This is a genomic window from Hylemonella gracilis (assembly GCF_004328645.1).
Classification (GTDB): Bacteria; Pseudomonadota; Gammaproteobacteria; order Burkholderiales; family Burkholderiaceae_C; genus Hylemonella; species Hylemonella gracilis_B.
The window spans coordinates 495,715-513,489 of sequence record NZ_CP031395.1; the positions used below are offsets into that span (position 1 = coordinate 495,715).

The window sequence follows — 17,775 nt, forward strand, 5'->3', positions numbered from 1 at the left end:
GATGAACAGCCCCACCCCCGCCTCCCAGGTCGTGCGCACGGCGCAAGGTGTCGATGCCTACGATGCATCGGCCAAGCAGAAGGCCGCGGCCAAGCTGTCGCGCATTCCCGTCAAGGTCGAAGCTGGCGAAATCCTCAAGAAGCCGGAATGGATCCGCGTCAAGGCCGGATCGCCGACCACGCGCTTCTACGAAATCAAGGACATCCTGCGCGAACACAAGCTGCACACCGTCTGCGAGGAAGCCTCCTGCCCCAACATCGGCGAATGCTTTGGCAAGGGCACGGCCACCTTCATGATCATGGGTGACAAGTGCACGCGACGTTGCCCCTTCTGCGACGTGGGCCATGGCCGGCCCGACCCACTGGACGCGGACGAACCGCTCAACCTCGCCAAGACCATCGCCGCGCTCAAGCTCAAGTACGTGGTCATCACCAGCGTGGACCGTGACGACCTGCGCGACGGTGGCGCGGGCCATTTCGTCGACTGCATCCGCCAGACCCGCGCCTTGTCGCCGCTGACGCAGATCGAGGTGCTGGTGCCCGACTTCCGCGGCCGTGACGACCGCGCGCTCGAAATCCTGAAAGCCGCACCGCCCGACGTGATGAACCACAACCTGGAAACCGTGCCGCGCCTCTACAAACAGGCCCGCCCCGGCAGCGACTACCAGTTCAGCCTGAACCTGCTCAAAAAATTCAAGGCCCTGCACCCCAACGTGCCGACCAAGAGCGGCATCATGGTGGGCCTGGGCGAGACGGACGAGGAAATCCTGGACGTGATGCGCGACATGCGCGCGCACGACATCGACATGCTGACCATCGGCCAGTACCTCGCGCCGAGCAACAGCCATCTGCCAGTGAAGCGTTATGTACATCCGGACACCTTCAAGATGTTCGAGGACAAGGCCTACAAGATGGGCTTCTCCCACGCCGCTGTGGGCGCGATGGTGCGCAGCTCCTACCACGCCGATCAGCAGGCGCACGCTGCGGGCGTAGGTGTGAGCGATCAGAATTAAAAGCGAAAATTTAAAATTAAGCGCGAAAATTTAGTTTGCATCCGTTGTGAGTGGTGACGCTGAACCTCAATAGCGACAACAACTTACCTCGGATTTTGGCTTTCCCGAAAGGCCAAGATTTATGGCGGATAGATTGGTTCGGGGACATCGCCTTCCCCGACCGGTCTCAGCGGAGAAAGCAGCCCTCCGTCTTTCTTAACCTCTCCAAGCTCTCCCAATCTCGCTTCCAATTCGGTCCGACGGGTACCCTCCCGAGCAATACGGTCGCCTTGGCTCAGCGCCAACGGCGTGTCTGGGTGTCAGTTGGGACACTCCCACTGCTGCGAATCGGCGACATCTGGCGCGACGGACAGCCACACAGCCAACCTGACTACGAGCTCGAGGAGTTCAAGAACCTCCAGATCACCTCCTCGACCGTTTCACTGGTCAAGGCCGGACTCAACCTGAACGAACAGGGCTTCCTGTTGCCAGTCTCCGAGCACCCCTGGCACATGCAGTGCACGCAGTCCTACTGCGTCGTGGTTGCCTTGCCAGATGGACGCCGACTCGTCATCCCGTGCATGGAATTGATCCGCTTCTACTTCGGCTCGTCCAGCGGTTTGGTCTCGAGACTGTTCTCACCGCCCCTTCAGCGCGAGAGCCTCTACAGCAGAGCCGAACATGACCTGGCAGCGGGGCACATCGTCCTACACCTTGCTGAAAGACTGTCCGGTGCGTCTGCCGCCGACATCGCCCGCATTCACCTGGACTCGCGTGCATGGCGAGCTGCAGCACTGGTTGGAACCTCTCTCCTCAGGGCATCGACGTCACAACAGGCGATTTATCCGCAGGCAGTCTTCCCGTTTGAAGGAGAGACAGATCTGCAGGCGTCTGGGCAGTGGCTGTCATTCGGTGATCAGCCACGCGCAAGCTTCCTGGTCTACAGCCTGCGCTCGTGCTCTCACCCGTTCCCGTTTCAATCACTGCAGTACGAGGTCCCGCTGCGCCATGGCGCACCCGATGCCACGAACTCCGGATCAAAACCCAAGCCTGCATCCGCTCCTGAGGGAAAAGATCAATCACTCATCGAACGCGATGCGTCCAATCGACTTACACCAAAGACTCGACGGTTCCAGGGTGACCAGCGCTTCCCGGATCTGATCCCAAAATCGATCTGGCGACGCGCATCCATTTCGCCGGAAGAATTCATTCAGTCGCGCAAGCGCTACTTGGCCAAGCAGGCCATAGCTGCGGCCGCGGTTGGGGATCCTGGCTCCGAGCAGCGGATTCGGTCAGTCGAATTTGCTACGGCGATTCAGTCTGCCGGCCCAGATCTGATGAGTGCACCAGAGTTTCTGCGGCCTGTGCTTCTCAATTTACTTCAAGCCACAGATGCCAAGATCGAGCTACTGACCTGCAGCGATCACGATGGCTGGACGATACCGATCCCACTGGTGGTAGACGAAGACGGGGAAATCGATCAGAGACTGTTTACGCCAGACGCAGATTCCAGAACGCGCTTGAGACGTGTCGCGGCATTTGAAATTCGGAGGCATGACCAGTTGGAGCGTCTGATCGCCATTGAAGATGGCCTCGCCCATCAGGCAGTTGCCTCCAATACATCAGCACCCTTGCCGGAAATATTGCGCAGAGCGGCAATGGACTACTGCGCTCTCAGAGTCGAGCAAGTAGGGGAAGCCGATTCCTAACGGGTAGACCGCATTCAGGTACGACGTCGGCTCTAGCCAGCAGCGAGCTTCTTCAGCTTTGCCACTCGTGCCGCTACTCCCACCTTCGGGTTAACCGCCAGCGCCATCTCGTAAGCACTGATTGCTTCCGCGCCACGGCCCAGCAACTCCAGAATCTCACCCTTCGTGCGCAGCCCTGTAGCCAGCGAGTCCACGCGCGAACGCTCCACCTCTTTCAGAGCCACTTCCAGCGGAGCTAGCAACTCTTCCGCAAGCGTGCGGTTCGTCGGGTCTGCCTTCAACTCTTCTTTCGCGCCAAAGATACGCATCTCAGGCGATCCAGTAAAGAGTCGTGCTTTGCGGAATTCCGTATGGTCCAGAAAGTCCCCGGACGGGGAGTAGTTGAATCGACCAGTGCCCTCGTGAATCACTGAGAGTTTTTCCAGAACCCCATCGTCACCGACCGCGAACGAGTACTCGTCAGCCCACCCAGTTTGGGGTTGCTTCGAGAAGAGCGCTTCCCCGCCCTGCAAATCGAATAGTTCCAGCAGGTTCCCGTCACCGTTTGGGGCATTGGCCGTCTGGATGACCACATAGCGACCACACTTAGAGATTGCCAGATTGAACACATTGGCTGAGTAGCTTCGGCTGAGCAATTTTTTGTGGGCAGTGTCGAACGCGAGCACTTCAGAGCACAGTCGGTTACCGAAATGTGCGTCGCATACAACGAACGCTCCAGTGTCTGAGACGGCGGATGCCATCGGTCGGTATAGGTCTGAGATTCGGAGAACGACCTGATCAGCCTGGTAGTCAAGCAAGACAACCGAACCATCTCGATGGTCCTGCCGCGAGTTCATGCCCGGCAGACGGTCGGTGCTCCCCACAACCCAGCGTTTATTGGGTGACTGCGACGCACGACCAATGAAGTTCAACGAATCGATCAACAGTACGCGGTCCAAAAGCTTCGAGTCACGCGCGCCTGACGCTCGGCCTTCTGGCTTGGAAGCCTCGCGGTGCGCTCGACCAGGAGAAGTGAGCGGCGCGCTCGGCTTGGCAGGCTCACCGTCTGGCGCTGAATCCTCCCCGAATAGTTTCGACCACAAAACCTTCAAAGACATAAAGCCTCCCGGTGCAGTTCTTCACTGTCGGAGTATGGCTGAGCGAACGACAGGAAGACGACCAATAGTCACTGTTCAAGCGTAGGACGCGACGGGCAAAATTCGCTGCACAACTACCCTCCAACACTCAAGATCCGTTCCAGACTAATCCTTGCCAAAGGCAGCTTCTAGGCATCAGCCAATTTTGCGGCCGCTCCTCGCCTTCCTAGTTTTCTAACCTCAGCGATGCGCACAAGCTGACTTGCCCGTGGTTTAGCGGTCCCCTTTTCCCAGTGGTAAATGGTTTGAAGCGAAACGTTGAGAATTTTTCCCATGTCAGCAGCTGACAGACCTAGCTTCTTGCGCAGGCTCGCGAAGCCCGCCGCACGAAAACGTAACTTCGGACCATCGTCCGACGTATCACTGATGGCGGAAGGCGTACTCTTGCCTAGGCGGGCAATCTTTTTTTCTTGCGCAGCCAGTTCTCGTTTGAGCTTGGCTATGTCACTACGGTAATGGGCTACAGCCTTCTTCAGGCCTTCGACTTCTGAACGGATTTCTTTCCGAGCGAGACGCGTGATTTCTGATTTCAGAAGGCTTGAAATATTTGCCATTTCGCTGCTGGTAGCTGGAGTTTAGAGAATATACATAAACACGGGCGGATGAAATGGGAACACGTGTCGCAGTATTGGGCGTAGCTGAAGTACAGAACGCAAGCATATGGATAGTTACGGCTCCGATCTTCTTTCAGCGACACTGACATGGAAATTCGGCAGTTTCAAACCAGAATCTGCCTTTGACTACGTTGCAGATGACCGTTTTGAAGATGGCTGGTTACGGATGGATAGTCTCACCGAACGAGTGACCACAGTTATTAAAACAGGTCATTCGCAAGTCACGATCTGGCTGCGGTCGGATTCAGTGTTGCGATAGGATGCCAGTCATCAGCAGGCGTAGCCCTTTTATCAAGCAGGGTACACAAGATTTCATTCGTTGAAAACCCGTTCACGACACCACTAGATCTGTACCGTGCAATCGCTCGCGTATGGTCTAAGGACACATCTAGTCCCACCGGTGCATGGTCACCTTCCAATCCTGCGCAGAATCATTGCAGCGTCACGTCGTTGGTCGTGCAGGATTGCTTCGGTGGTGACATTCTCAGTACCAAGACCGCAAACGGAACGCACTTCTACAACGTGATTTATGGCGTGAATTGGGATCTGACCTCGAGCCAATTCCCCGAACCCATTCCATACGACGACACACTCTCAACACGCGAGGCGGCACTTTCAGACACATCCACCGAAAAGTACATGCTAATCAAAATGCGGCTTACCAATGCTGTCTAGCGCTTACGTTTCACTTCCGACGTCGTCTTGGTCGCTGCTCCGAAACGACAAGTTATCGACCATCAACCGTCATTCGCGATGAACTATTGTGACGCTATTCGATGGAAGACGTACAGTTCGAAGTAGTGGTCAAAATCAGAAGGGGGGCTCATGCAAGGAATTCTAGAGACGCGAGTTCGTGGAGCCGAGCAACTCAAGACCGATGAAAACGTTCGGGCCGCAGTTCTCGGGCTCATGAGAATCACACTGCAGCATGCGTGCGTCGTGCTGGGCGAGTGGATCGCGAACACCCTCCGGGCTGACCCCTCGAAGCTACAAAAATTTACTGGGGTTGACCTAAAGGACTTCGTCGCACCCGCAGACGGTGAACTCATTGGGTTGCTGTCCGAACTGCTAGTGGCGGTCGAGAACTTAGGGTGGAAGTCTGCCGGCCGCCAGTATTGGGAGACAGCTTCCCTGTCCGATCCGCTCAGGCGCCTCGTCGGGAAGTCGAGGGCGAACGTCGAAACGGTACTGCTGGCATTTGTGCGTGAGCGCAATGATGGCGTCGAAGGACACGGTCTGCCTGGCGGCTACGATCCAGAGGCGGACGTGGCCGTCATTCGTGGCCTGATCGCAAGGGCTGCGCCATTCCTCCCAATAGTCGCCGATGATAGCGAAACACTACTGATCCCTCCCCTAGGCGGGCGCGACGGCACGCCACTCAAGACGTTGAAGCTCTATGGTGGTGACCCAATTTGCTACCGACGCTTGATCGCGACCTCCGCCGGCAAGATCAGAGTCGAGGCCCAGATTTCTCGCGCGCTTCTCAAGCGAGAACCTGTCATCTTCGAGGTTCCAAACTTGCTTTTGGAACTGCCGGCGCGATCGGCGCCCGAGTACTCCATTTGCGAGCCAGGATGGGCACCGGATTGGCGGCCATTTGTACTCATTCCTGACAGGTTGGCTGCCATTCAGGAATTCACTGGTCGTACGGTGGAATTGACCTCGCTCGAAGAATGGGCGGACGACATGGACTCACGCCGGTGCATGGTTCACGGTGACGGCGGCATGGGGAAGACGACTCTAGTCATCGAATTCTTGCACCGTCTTCTGGAAGGTGAGACTGAGGTCAAGTGGCGCCCAGAGCTGATCACGTTCTACACCGCGAAGAAAACGCGTTGGGGACTTCAAGGTTTGGAACACATATCGGCGCAGGATGTTGGTGTCGCGGACGTTGCCGTCGAGATCGCGCGTCTTCACTCCACCAAGCCCCTAGATAGATCCTGGTACGACAAGAGTCCCAAGGAAGTAGTCCAGAAGCTCGCAGGCCTGCAAGCGCAAATGCACTTGAAGAGGGATGACCATCTGATCATCCTCGACAACACCGAGACGATGGCCAAGAACGATGATGATATTCGCGCACTTGGCTCACAGATCAACGAATTGAGCAAGCATGTCGGTCGCGTTATCCTGACCTCGCGACGTCGTGAGCAGATCGAAGCGTTTCCCATTCAGACAGAAAGCTGGTCGCCAGAGGAGGGGTTGGAGTTTTTGAAGAAACGGGGGCGAACGCTCAAGTGTCAGTCGATCATCCTTGCAGGTCCATCGACCTTGAAGACGTACTCCAAGGCGCTCAACAACAAGCCGATCGCGCTAGAAGTTTTTGCCCAGGCCGCTTCCGCACCAGGGGAGAGTCTGGAGCGCTCCTTCGAACGCGTCCAGCGGATGCAACGTCAAGACCTCGGGCAGTTCTTGTACGACGATGCATGGACCCGCTTGGCGCCCGATATGCGGCACGTGATGTTGCTGATGAGCCGTATTGGCGATGTGATCGACCAATACATCATTCAGCTCTGCTGTCGTGTGGCCAACGTGAATGTGGCGGCTGCGAGCGAGGCCATCGAGGAGAGCAAAGGCATCGGAACGGTGACGAAGATTCAGGGGATCCTGCAAGTTGCTTTCAACCCTGAGTTCTCGAACTACTGCGCCGAGCGCACAGAGGTATTAGATGGAAAAATCGTTCCGTCGCCGGAGAACGTAAGCTGGATTCAAAAGCGTTACCGAGAATTCGTCACTGATGCTTCGGCCCAGGTGCGGGACCGAAACACGCGTGCATTTGTGGTCCCGTCCGCGCGCGCAGCCTGGAAGAGTTTTCAAGACGGCAACATCGATCAGGCCTTTGTGCACTACGAAGCGGCCTGCTCTGAGGATCCGGACAATGGCTACCTCTACGACAGGTTCGCATACGCGCTGTTCAGCCAGCGTCGATACGACGCTGCGCTCGAGAAGGCAATGAGAGCAACCGTGCTGCTTCCAGACGAGCCTGAGCCCTGGTTCACTCGAGGTTTGGTTGAAGCGCGCCTGGGGCGTGCTGACGACGCGGTCAAGGATTTGAATCGCGCGGAGTCACTCGGAAAGCCAAAGCACCTCTGTGAACTGCAGCGAGCATACGCGCACGTCCACTCTGATCCCAAGGATTTTGAAAGTGCGTCGCAGTGCGTCGAACGCGCTCTCAGACTCGCTCCGAAAGACAGGTTCCTCGGCAGGTTTGTCGCAGAGGCAACGGCGTTCAAGAACCGCTGGCTGCGCGATTGAGAGCCCGAGCCACACCCCGTTTTCGCCTAGACTACCTGCTCGGGCAGTTTCATGGCTATGAACTCTACGCTGCCGGACTTAGTTGTAATCAAGCTCTCAGCCCCTTGCAGACTGATTGCAGCCAGCAATGCATGAGATTGGCGTTGGCAGCGTGGCCCGCTCCGAGACTAAGTCGGTGACGTCGACCGCCACGATGAGTTGATGCGCCGCATCCACAATTGCCTGCCCGGCAACCATGTGAATAACCGATATCGGGAATCTTAGTCAGGAATTCTCGACGCTCTTGCGGTTTTCAGGCGTGTCCTGTACTGTGGAGTCAGCCACTGGAACGCCACATGTTCAACCTCGCACACCAGCCACTCCTGCAGCCGCACGTCGGCCGAGTGCCTGCGCACGAGTTGACGTCCTCCATCAAGCGCTCCGTCTTGGCCATGTCCATGCGCTTCTCCTACGACGCACGAGTTTGCCGCGCGGCCAGCAGCAAGCGGTTCACACACCCTGTGCGAACCCGAACCTGCAAAGCCGCCACACCAGCGAATTCCGTCCAGGAGTTCAGGCAAACGCGAGACACCGCTGACGACGCGTAGACGCCCGGGCTCCTGACTCACCAGTCAAAGGAGCCCATCGTGAACTCACAACAATCCGTTTCCCTCAAAGAACTTCAGGCGCTTTATCCCTACCAGTTCATCAACCCAGCTGATGTGGACGTTGCCAAGGGCTGGATGCCCATCTTTGCCAAGCTCTGCGCCGACGTGGACCAGACGCTGGGACAGGACAAACTGGGCTTTCACTGGAGTCAGATCAAGGAGAAGTTCGGATCGGCGCGGTTCTACTACCGCTTCGGGCGCCGCAAATCCGGTACTCGACTGGATATCTGGACGCCCCAGGGTGTCTTGAGCCAGGAGATCTCGCCCAAACGCAAGGTCAAAACTGAAAAGGATCGCAGCTTCCAGGACATCAGCAGTGCCATCTTGCAGCTGATCGATGCTGCCCAAGTCGCGACCAAGAACGTTTGCCTGGCCTGCGGCGCGCCGGGTAGTCCGGACGTCGATATTGGATACCTCTTGGTGCTATGCCCAGAGCACCAGGCGCGGCGCCGCAAATTGGACAGCCAGGACGGGCTGATTGACTGGGAAACGCTTGAAGACCAGGACAACCAAGGGAGCACGTGACCATGACCAAGCTCCTGATCTTGAGTGATCTGCACAACGACATTCAGCCCATGCGTGCGGAGGTGGATGGCCGCCGGATTGATGCCGACGCCGACGTCGTGGTTCTCGCCGGCGACATCCATGAAGGCGTGCAAGCACCGATCTGGGCGCGCCAGGCTTTCCCGGACAAGGAGATCATCCTCGTGGCCGGTAACCACGAGTTCTACGGTCGCTACTGGAACAAGAACCTGCGCAAGCTACGGCTGAAGTCAGCCGAGCTGGGAATTCATTTCCTGGAGGATGACGCCGTGGAATTGTTCGGGATTCGGTTCTTGGGCTGTACCTTGTGGACCGATTTCGCTCTGTACGGCTCAGACCAGTCGCGGGACTACATGGCTAAAGCACAAGACCGCATGAACGACTACCAACGGATCAAGCTGGACCGTTTACCGGGTGAAAACCGGGAGTGGAAAGAACTGCGTCGCACCCAGCTGATTCCGCTGCTCGCGCGGCGTCGCCACGAGGCGAGTGTGCAATGGCTGGATCGAGAGCTCACAGCAGGTAGTCCGGAGAAGACGGTGGTCGTGACTCACCACGCGCCCCATGAGCAATCGGTACCCGCAGAGTACAAGGGACACCCGCTAAGCCCTGCCTACGCGTCAGACTTGTCGCACCTGCTCGGGCGCTCCATGCTCTGGATTCACGGGCACATCCACTTCAACGCGGATTACATGGTCGGTTCGACCCGGGTGATCTGCAATCCCCGTGGATATTCCTATGCCAAGCGGGAAGACATGAACAAGGAGTTTCGACCGGATTTGATTGTCGCGGTGTGAGATGGGTGTCAACGTATAGAGAGCCAATTCAATATCTGTTGGACACAGGCATTTATTTCATTTGAAGTCGTGTCTATCTTCAACCCGGATTGGAGCGGTACTGAACGTCCGAACATCTTCACAGTAAAGTCCTGCTCCGCTGCGTCCATGCCAGCAAGCCCGCTCCGGCTAATACCGCCTTTAGATCGCACTGCCCAGCGCTCTATGCGCACGGCCTCGCTGCAATCAAGCTCAACAAGGCGAACGCCAGCCTGTATTTGACTCAAGACCCAGTGCAAATATCGCCCTTCGATAATTATCTTTCCAGAATGAGTATTGGCCACCCCCACTGTCTCGGCATCAATCTTGAGATGCTCTTCATACGGCAAATCACCTAAAGAAACTGATAGTTGACGCGCGCGTTCTTTGACGATCTCGCCACAGTGCCGAATTTGACAGTTTCCCAAATGCGGCGCCAACGCTTTTGCGATCGTAGTCTTTCCGCTCGAACTTCGACCGTATAGAGCGATGATCATCGTTTTACGAATATGGAAATGAACTCCACTGGCTCAGTGGCTTGTCGATCAGAAAGACGCCTCCTAGTAGGCGTTCTCCCAACGGGCCCCCAAATTTGGGGCGCCATAGCTTCAAACAACTCGAAGGCTTGCTTTGCCGCACCAGGATACTTTCGTGACTCCCCAAGGACAACGGCACATGCTCTGCCTGGTTTCAGCACCCTAATCATTTCTTTCCAGCAGACATCCATATCCAGTAGATATTCACTGAGGAGATTACGCCTCTTGCGCTTGTAGCGTGCTCCAATTTCATCGTTTTTGTCTTCAGACAAGTCCCAGTTCATCCACATATAGAGCAGCCTATGCGCGAGGGCGTAATCGATCATTCCTGCATAGGGCGGCGACGTAACAATTAGATCTACGCTGTTCGATGGAACATCTAATTTCCGGGCATCGCCATGGATAATTTTTCCGCTCACTTCCGTGCACGGATTACTTGCCTGGATCATTGAGGTGGCAAGAATTCGCTCCAAAAAAATCGAAGCGGCATTGTGATCAGCTGGTTGCGCTGGCTTAACATTGTCTGCGATCCAACCCCAGTGATGCCTACGTGGTTTACCTCCCGAGGTCGGGGCACTTATCGTAGATGCGCACGCGAACAAAACATCGCTGAAGATTAGTGTTAACAAATGGCGTTGGTCACTGTCTACGCGTTCAATCAACTTCCACAGGTAACGCAACTGAGCCAGAGTACCGTCAGAGTACCAAGCGGCCAACTCGGGACTCGAGCCCTCTCCTTGAGCTCCAACCTCACTCGATTGACAGAGATGTGGCCATGCGAGTTCACCTGCGATTGCGTCACGTAAATCTATACGCAATGGATTCTTGAGCGCCCGCATCTTTGCTTCAGCAATAAAGACGCAAGCACGGGTCTGGTCATTGCCGAGTGCGCACCGATTGAGGGTGAGCGCCTCAATGACCGTTGTGCCACTTCCTACAAACGGATCGAAAACTAGCTCACCGGGCGAAGACAGAATTTGGATTAAATGTGCAGGAATTTGCGGAATAAAGTTACCCGCAAAACGGTGCACGGTATGAATAGAGCTTTCACGGGTGCCTGTGCTGGGAAATGACCAATTCACGCGATCCAGTTCAGCGACAGCAGTCTTTAAATTCAAATCAGTGTTCCTTGACCAACATCCTCGGCACTAGCATCCGTTGACTCTGAAAGCACCTGAGACTGAAAGAATTCTGAAGCAAAGTCGCGAATTGCAATAAGCTGAGATCCGGCAAAAGCTTTCTGAGTAGGAGAGCCGATGCCCAGCAGCCATTTCTTCGACGTGGCTCCGAAAATTTCTGTTGAGCCATCTTCAAACTCAACACTAAGTTTGCGCTCACGCTTATCCTTAATGCGATATGCAAACACGGGGCGCTTGATTTCTTTGGCCAATCTCTCGGAGAACGCCATCACTTGGGAATAATTTGGAACAGATCCCGCAAGCCACAGTAAAGGAGCCATTTGCCAGAGCTCTCCAGCCGCCCATCGATCTACTGTGTCTCTCGTTTCTTTGACTTTGGAATGCATAAGCCGCGATATCAAGTCGACGTCTGTCATGTTCCAGTCTTGATCAGTGAATTCTTCAGCTTGCATTGCATGCACGGTTGCATGCAACAGCATCACCTTTGTTGTGAAATCAGGCTGCGCCAACATCAAGTGGGTATATACATTGCGTCTAAGCTTTATCCAATTTACAAGAGCATTTCGTGCGTCAAGAGCAAAGATTGGATTGCCTGAATTGTTTGCCCCCATGAGGCATCGCGATAGGCGGACGGGTGCTCCTTTGTCAATTTCTATTCCCATGTGAAACGCAATCCGGTGGAGATTGTCAATATTGTCAAGATCAATCTCTCCTGCCACGGCCGGCCCCAGGGGCCCTCTGCCTGCGATGGTCTCAGTAATGACTTTCAGATACTTGTCGGCCTGGCTACCAAATATTTGAGTACACCAATCTTGAATGCCCGTCTCCCGACCGCGAAGGACTTGCTTATTGACGCCACCGACATCTGATGGATTGCTGGCTATAAGTTCGTAAAGCTTGCCTTCGTGATTAAACGTGGAATCAACATAGGCGAATGCCTCTTCGACAAGATGACCGAATGCAGTAATTGCCCAATCGTGCATAAGTGCGGCGGCTTGAAGAGCAATGCGCTCGCCTGGATCTAGTGCGTTCGAGAAGCCGACGATAGTTGAAAGATAAGCTGTGCCAAGCACGTGCTCAAATCTATTGAGTCCTGCAATCCCTGGAAGCGCCATCGAATCGATGTTGGAGAGTCGAATGTGGCGCATGCGCTGAACTACTGGCGCACGCATAAGATCAGATAGCTCTGGACTAAAACTTATTGGCCCATAGAGGGCATCCAATACTTGGACTTGTCCGAAGCCCTTTTGCCAGCTCATTGTAAATTCTCACCCGTTTTTTCGATCTTGATCAGATCGCAATATGAGGCAAGAAGCCCCCAATCAGCTGCCTCCTGCGCCGTCTCCACAAAGACAGTGAACATACCTTCCCACATTCTTTCAGATGGCACAACATGGCGGACGAACACACGGTATTGCTCACGTGATTCAAGATCTGCCAAGGCATAGCAATCTTCATAGATGACCAGCATTGGTTGGCGGCCCGCTCCCTTGGCCGCTTGATCTTTGATCTTGTTAAAAGCAACGGACGACGCAGTATGCAGACCCGCGAATGACTCCCCTGACGTCACATGTTGGACCCCGAAATTTCGCGTCAAAGATGTAGTCGCCTCCATGTAAATGGAATCTGCGTAGCCGAAATGTCGCGTGTACGCATCTACCACCACGATTTTTGATCGAATATCGTGCCACTTAGTAGTCGAATTCTTCCCAATGTGATTCTGTAAGTACTTCACAAATTCCAGTGGATGACGAGATGCCGTCATGTATTGGACGAGCTTGCCGTCCTCCAAGAACGCGGTGGCCAACTCCGCCAATATGTGGTTTGCACGCCCATGCTGAGACAGCGAGATCGCCACGGATGCTGGTTGTTCAGCGGACGCGTCTACTGCTTCACCTTCTGGATTTATTATCTTGTGAACCTTTGCTTGCAACGTTTCAGACAAGGGGATACCCGTCCACTCCCACGGCTTCGTATTGTTAAACCGCCTATAAGCGGACTTTATGAACCGAAAAATTGAGAGATGCTTAGGGCTAGCTGAATCTACAAAAAGTGCAAAACGCATGTAGATTTTGTAGATCCGCCAGAAAGTCAAAACCAAAGCGACTACAAGAAATGAAAACGCTGAAACTGCAAGAATATTGGCGGTAAATTTAGACCATCCATAGGATGTACCAAACACTTGAGCCAAAAGGCACAGAATCACCGCTGGCAAACAGAGCAACAGAATCTGGAACAGCCGGTTCGTCAAATATGGGGACTTTCGATCCCTTCCGATTAGCGTGTAGAACCCTATTAGAAATGCGAGCAAAACGCCTGTTGCAGTAAGCGTATCTTTGGGAGAGGGAAATTCGTACCCCAGCAACTGCCAAGTATTGGCGCTTGTCGCCTCAACGCTGGATGTCGTTGATGTAGGCATAGGAGCCGCTTCGCTGTTAGCGGCACTTATGGGTAACGACGCAATTGGGGCGTTTGCCGTTTGGGTTGCACTACTGCCACTCGGCGCAGGGATAGTCGGTACTGTTGTCATACCAGGTCACCCAACCGAACTCGCTTCGAAATATTCAAAAGCAAGCGACTTTTACTCAACTCTTCATCAATTGCTTTCCCCCACAACTCCAATTGACTGAATAACGTTGCACCCTCTAGCTCCACATTGTTTACTTGGCGGATGCATTTTTGCTCCAATGCCATCTCAGAAATACCATTAGTCTTTAGCTCCTGCACCGCACTGGCACGGGATTCGATATCGTAGACAGGCAATTTCAGCTCAAGGCCGTGTTGCTTCAAGGTACTCTCTAGGATTCTTGTTGCCTGGGGCCCCTGTTCCGGCCAGCCCCCCTGATAACCCGCGTACCCTAGAGCAATATTACGAATACCGGTTTGTCGCGCGATATTCACCCCGGTTACTACGTAAGCGCTTTGGCAAGGAAGGCATGTCTGCTTGTGAAAGAAATGCTGCGTCCCACGCAATGCCGGTTGAGGGATTTGCAGCCACTCAGTATCGGGGGGAAGTAACGAGGCAAGCTCACGTAACCGTTGCTCGACATTGTTGATACCAAAAAGGTGATCAGCTGTGATCGTGACGAGCTTCAGAGAGTGCCCAGCACGATGTAGTCGGAGCGCGGCGAGAGTGGAGTCTCGCCCTCCGGAAAACATCAAAATCACCTGCTCAGTAGCCGACTCTGCCATCTCCCATCCCCCCTGTTCCTATATTGGAAAGTACATTGGAAAAGGCATTCTGCCACGCATATAGTGGCGGTGTGTCAGGCTACTTTCTTGGTGATCAGCACGCGCTCTTCACTCATTGTTGCGCCCTGTGAATTACGCTGAGGAGTTCGCTTCTGCGGAATAGAGCGCTGCAAATGGCCTTGAGTATTCATTCCAAAGCGCCGTAAAAAATCGGCGGTGATCTCCCCGAGTGGAAGACGCACCCCTCCCACCATTCGATCTCCAAGCGTCCAGATGGCGATACCTCCTGTGCACAACAAACTTGACGCGCTCTTCAATGTGCGTTCGTAGTCACTCAAGAAGGCAAGGGATTTACTCAGGAGATCCCGCCGGCCGAGGGCCTGAAGGTTGCCAATGAATTCTTTCGCGGCAACTGAGGTAGTGCACAAAGCATCCGCGCACTCAAGGCTTCCTCTAAGACTCCCCCCCAAACTTCGACCGTCAATGGCATACGCGTTTTGAAATGAAGTCTTCCCCGATGGGAGGTCTACTTCAGGAATCCAGCGTAGCTGCAAGTAGGAAAACTGCCCATAGGAAACAGTGGATCGATTGTCTCCATATGGAGGCGATGAAATTATCAGCTGTGCAAACGCTCTCTTGTTTCTGGAAAACTCATTTACGGTGCCACAATAGGTTCTGATTGATCGCGTAACGCGGCCTCGGTGTAGCACCCCCCGATTGCTCAATTCTTCGGCATGCCAGGTCACACGTAGTACCGAATCCTGAACCACGTTTTGAAAATACTCAACTGCGTCTGAGATTTTCGAGAGTTCTTCTGGGGGGCGAATATGAAGCTTATACGTTGAGCTGCGACTATTACTCACGGCTCGAACAGTCTCCGCAAATGACAACCACATTAGCCTACGAGCCCACAGGTTGGATTCGTCGCAGATTGCGCGGCGGATCCGAGAAAGTTGAATTGCCGCAGGATCATTGAACCATTTGTGCAATTCTGGGAAATCGACATCAATGGATTTCCCACGATCGTTTGAGACCCTGCGCAGCATTAAATTTACCTTTGTGGCATATGCTTTGCCAAGAAGAGGACCACTCTTGGCTTGACAAGCAAGAATTGCCAATGGATTGAGATCAATGCCTGTGAAATTCAAATCTCGGGCAAGACTCTCAACCAAAGTGGTTCCGGCGCCGACAAACGGATCCAAGACGTTGGTAATTTTCGGGTTCGCGCGAAGTGCGGCATCAAGCAAGTCCCCTTGCATTTGTGGAACCATCATCGCAGGATATTTGATCAGGCCATGAAGGCCATACCTATACGATTGCTGGTGATAGTCCCATGGTGAATTGGCCAACTCACTCGTGTTAAAGGACACCGACGCCGCTTCGTTGTCCCCCTCAATCGATAAATCGGTTGAGACAACGTGATGAGGTTTTGTCATGAGCTCCGTTGATGGTGCAAAGATCGCGTCCTCCGGCGCGGAGTTCAGCTTCTCACTCATTCCAGACCTCCTGAGTTGACTCGAGGGTTCACCGCTAACGCTCCGATGTAGTGATCTAAGAATTGCACCAAAGCCAAAAGTACGTTCCTTGTATGTTGCAGATCCTCCCGAGTCATCACGGAAATTGATTCAGGGGCCATTTCATTTATTTCGTTTTCTGCAGATTTAGCGCCCCATACACCCAGCACGGCTTTAGTTCTTGGGATTGCGCGACCTGACTGAGACACGCGCCACAGGGTTGCGGGACTCAGGCCAACTGCCTCAGCTGCGCTCTCAACAGAGCCATATTTACGAATCGCCTGCTGTGCAACAAGCTGTAGCTTGCTGTCGGGGGTGGACTTGGGCACCTTGGAACATCCTTGTGGAATCAATATACCCCATAAATGAAATAAACGAAATGAATAAAACACTATGAAGGTCCAAATTCCCGCTATCTCAGCGCAATTGAGTAAGAGGAGATTTCGGAGTTCAGCTCGATAGGCGAGAGATTGGACAGCTCAGACTTCTCAACCTCACTGGGGACAGTCCATCAACTCAAGGGCTACTGAAACCGAGAACGCCAATCTGCGAACTTTTCGATCAACTCTTGATACCAAGCCGGCGGCTCGTTGAAGTCCTTCCCCAAGTGGTTGTACCGAATCGCCCTGGCCAGCCAGGCGACTTCCAACCTTCCTGCTAGATCCACCATCAACCAGGAAACCAGCTGCACCAGGTGATGCCGCTCCATCAGCGGCATCGTCTCGAGGCCGATCCGTCCCGAGACCTTCACCAGGTCCGTCACCTGCAGCTCCCCGCAGACATGCTGGCGCAAGGTGACTGTCTTGTGGCGAGTCAACATCAGCCGGACCAGCTGATGCATGACCCGCATCACGTCTAGATCCACACTCTGGGTTTCCTCCTCCGCAATGGCGCGGCACAGCGCGGCATGGAAATCCAGAGCATCCTCGTCATAGCTCCAAATCTCCTCTCTCGGCGAATCAGCGAGTGGGCAACCACAGGCGTGGCAATTGCCCATGGACCCCACCTCGGAAACCTTGCCTTGCCCCATCTCCATGCGGTGGAAGATGACTGGTGCACCACACTGGGCACATCGGTCCCTGAGCATCACCTGGTGCCGGATGCACATCGTGTTGAAGGACACTCGCCAGGACCTACGGTAATAGGGCTTCTCGTCCTCGGCCAAGCAGACAGGGCAGAACTGCAAGCCGAAACCTTCCCGCTTGCGGTGGTACATCATCAGCGTCTGGATCCAAGGCAACGTTCCCGCAGCCCTGAATTTCGGGTACAGCACCCCTTCATACGCGCGCAAGGTCGTGGCGTGAGCAACTTGCCGCAGCGTGCCCGTCCTATCCGCCAACTCATTGACCAGCCAGTCTGGTCCCAGGCGATCAACATCCCGGTTCCAGACCTGGCGCTGTCCACCAAAGATCAGGTTGCAGAAGGTCTGCACCTTCAGGCCATGCCCCCAAGCCAGGCGGACCAGCCAGGAGGTCAGCAACTCATCGGGATACGGCTTGTACCGGATGGGCCACAACGACGAGGTCAGGCCCTTCATGACGGTCGTTAAAACCGGCGGTGCTGCTTGCGCCGAGAGGGCGGTACCCACCGGATGGCGCGGATGCTCTCAAGCGTGATTTCCTCGGTCCTACTGCGGATCGCATCGACCGCCAGCTCTTTGAAGAGATCGCACAGATCACCCAGCGTG

General features: G+C 54.6%; 16 protein-coding genes. 6 read left to right on the plus strand and 10 right to left on the minus strand.

Features of this window, described 5'->3' with window-relative positions; translation table 11 throughout:
- The first annotated feature begins 1 nt into the window (after window position 1).
- Window positions 2–1,012: a lipoyl synthase gene (gene lipA / locus DW355_RS02435; protein ID WP_131277751.1), complete on the plus strand. Its 1,011-nt coding sequence runs from the start codon at window positions 2–4 to the stop codon at window positions 1,010–1,012.
- A gap of 53 nt (window positions 1,013–1,065) precedes the next feature.
- Window positions 1,066–2,700 carry a hypothetical protein gene (locus tag DW355_RS02440; RefSeq protein ID WP_131277753.1) on the plus strand — a complete coding sequence of 545 codons (1,635 nt, stop codon included), beginning with the start codon at window positions 1,066–1,068 and terminating at the stop codon, window positions 2,698–2,700.
- 32 nt (window positions 2,701–2,732) lie between these two features.
- Here DW355_RS02440 and DW355_RS02445 read toward each other — a convergent pair whose 3' ends face one another.
- On the minus strand, window positions 2,733–3,797 hold the full coding sequence (locus DW355_RS02445) for a hypothetical protein (protein ID WP_131277755.1): 1,065 nt from the start codon (window positions 3,795–3,797) through the stop codon (window positions 2,733–2,735).
- Between the two features lie 167 nt (window positions 3,798–3,964).
- A complete protein-coding gene (locus tag DW355_RS02450; RefSeq protein ID WP_131277757.1) occupies window positions 3,965–4,390 on the minus strand; it encodes a helix-turn-helix domain-containing protein in 426 nt (141 codons plus the stop codon).
- Window positions 4,391–4,798: 408 nt separating this feature from the next.
- Here DW355_RS02450 and DW355_RS18530 point away from each other — a divergent pair, with 408 nt between their 5' ends.
- The 4 genes from DW355_RS18530 to DW355_RS02470 all read left to right on the plus strand — a co-directional run bounded on the left by DW355_RS18530 (window position 4,799) and on the right by DW355_RS02470 (window position 9,689).
- The gene (locus DW355_RS18530; protein WP_431733226.1) at window positions 4,799–5,125 is read left to right on the plus strand and encodes a YunG family protein; all 327 of its coding nucleotides are present in this window, start codon (window positions 4,799–4,801) and stop codon (window positions 5,123–5,125) included.
- Between the two features lie 150 nt (window positions 5,126–5,275).
- Entirely contained in the window at window positions 5,276–7,702 is a 2,427-nt protein-coding gene (locus DW355_RS02460) for a tetratricopeptide repeat protein (protein ID WP_131277759.1), read from the plus strand.
- A gap of 626 nt (window positions 7,703–8,328) precedes the next feature.
- Window positions 8,329–8,874: a hypothetical protein gene (locus tag DW355_RS02465; RefSeq protein ID WP_131277761.1), complete on the plus strand. Its 546-nt coding sequence runs from the start codon at window positions 8,329–8,331 to the stop codon at window positions 8,872–8,874.
- Window positions 8,875–8,876: 2 nt separating this feature from the next.
- Entirely contained in the window at window positions 8,877–9,689 is an 813-nt protein-coding gene (locus DW355_RS02470) for a metallophosphoesterase (RefSeq protein WP_131277763.1), read from the plus strand.
- An 8-nt stretch (window positions 9,690–9,697) separates the two neighbouring features.
- Here the strand turns inward: DW355_RS02470 and DW355_RS02475 are convergent, their stop codons facing one another.
- The 8 genes from DW355_RS02475 to DW355_RS02510 form a co-directional block, all read right to left on the minus strand.
- Window positions 9,698–10,204, minus strand: coding sequence for an AAA family ATPase (locus DW355_RS02475; protein ID WP_131277764.1), 507 nt, complete (start codon window positions 10,202–10,204; stop codon window positions 9,698–9,700).
- Window positions 10,201–11,361, minus strand: coding sequence for a DNA methyltransferase (locus tag DW355_RS02480; protein WP_131277766.1), 1,161 nt, complete (start codon window positions 11,359–11,361; stop codon window positions 10,201–10,203). Before DW355_RS02480 ends, DW355_RS02475 begins: the two co-directional genes overlap by 4 nt.
- Window positions 11,358–12,641 carry an HD domain-containing protein gene (locus DW355_RS02485; RefSeq protein ID WP_131277768.1) on the minus strand — a complete coding sequence of 428 codons (1,284 nt, stop codon included), beginning with the start codon at window positions 12,639–12,641 and terminating at the stop codon, window positions 11,358–11,360. Before DW355_RS02485 ends, DW355_RS02480 begins: the two co-directional genes overlap by 4 nt.
- Window positions 12,638–13,801, minus strand: coding sequence for a hypothetical protein (locus DW355_RS02490; protein WP_131277770.1), 1,164 nt, complete (start codon window positions 13,799–13,801; stop codon window positions 12,638–12,640). The genes DW355_RS02485 and DW355_RS02490 overlap by 4 nt, the downstream gene beginning before the upstream one ends.
- Window positions 13,802–13,908: 107 nt before the next feature.
- Complete coding sequence (locus DW355_RS02495; protein ID WP_131277772.1) at window positions 13,909–14,574, minus strand: hypothetical protein; 666 nt, start codon at window positions 14,572–14,574, stop codon at window positions 13,909–13,911.
- Window positions 14,575–14,648: 74 nt separating this feature from the next.
- Window positions 14,649–16,070 carry a hypothetical protein gene (locus DW355_RS02500; protein ID WP_131277774.1) on the minus strand — a complete coding sequence of 474 codons (1,422 nt, stop codon included), beginning with the start codon at window positions 16,068–16,070 and terminating at the stop codon, window positions 14,649–14,651.
- Window positions 16,067–16,417 (minus strand): hypothetical protein, encoded by a 351-nt coding sequence (locus tag DW355_RS02505; RefSeq protein WP_131277776.1) that lies wholly within the window; start codon window positions 16,415–16,417, stop codon window positions 16,067–16,069. Before DW355_RS02505 ends, DW355_RS02500 begins: the two co-directional genes overlap by 4 nt.
- Window positions 16,418–16,611: 194 nt before the next feature.
- On the minus strand, window positions 16,612–17,625 hold the full coding sequence (locus tag DW355_RS02510; RefSeq protein WP_131277778.1) for a TniQ family protein: 1,014 nt from the start codon (window positions 17,623–17,625) through the stop codon (window positions 16,612–16,614).
- Between the last annotated feature and the right edge of the window lie 150 nt (window positions 17,626–17,775).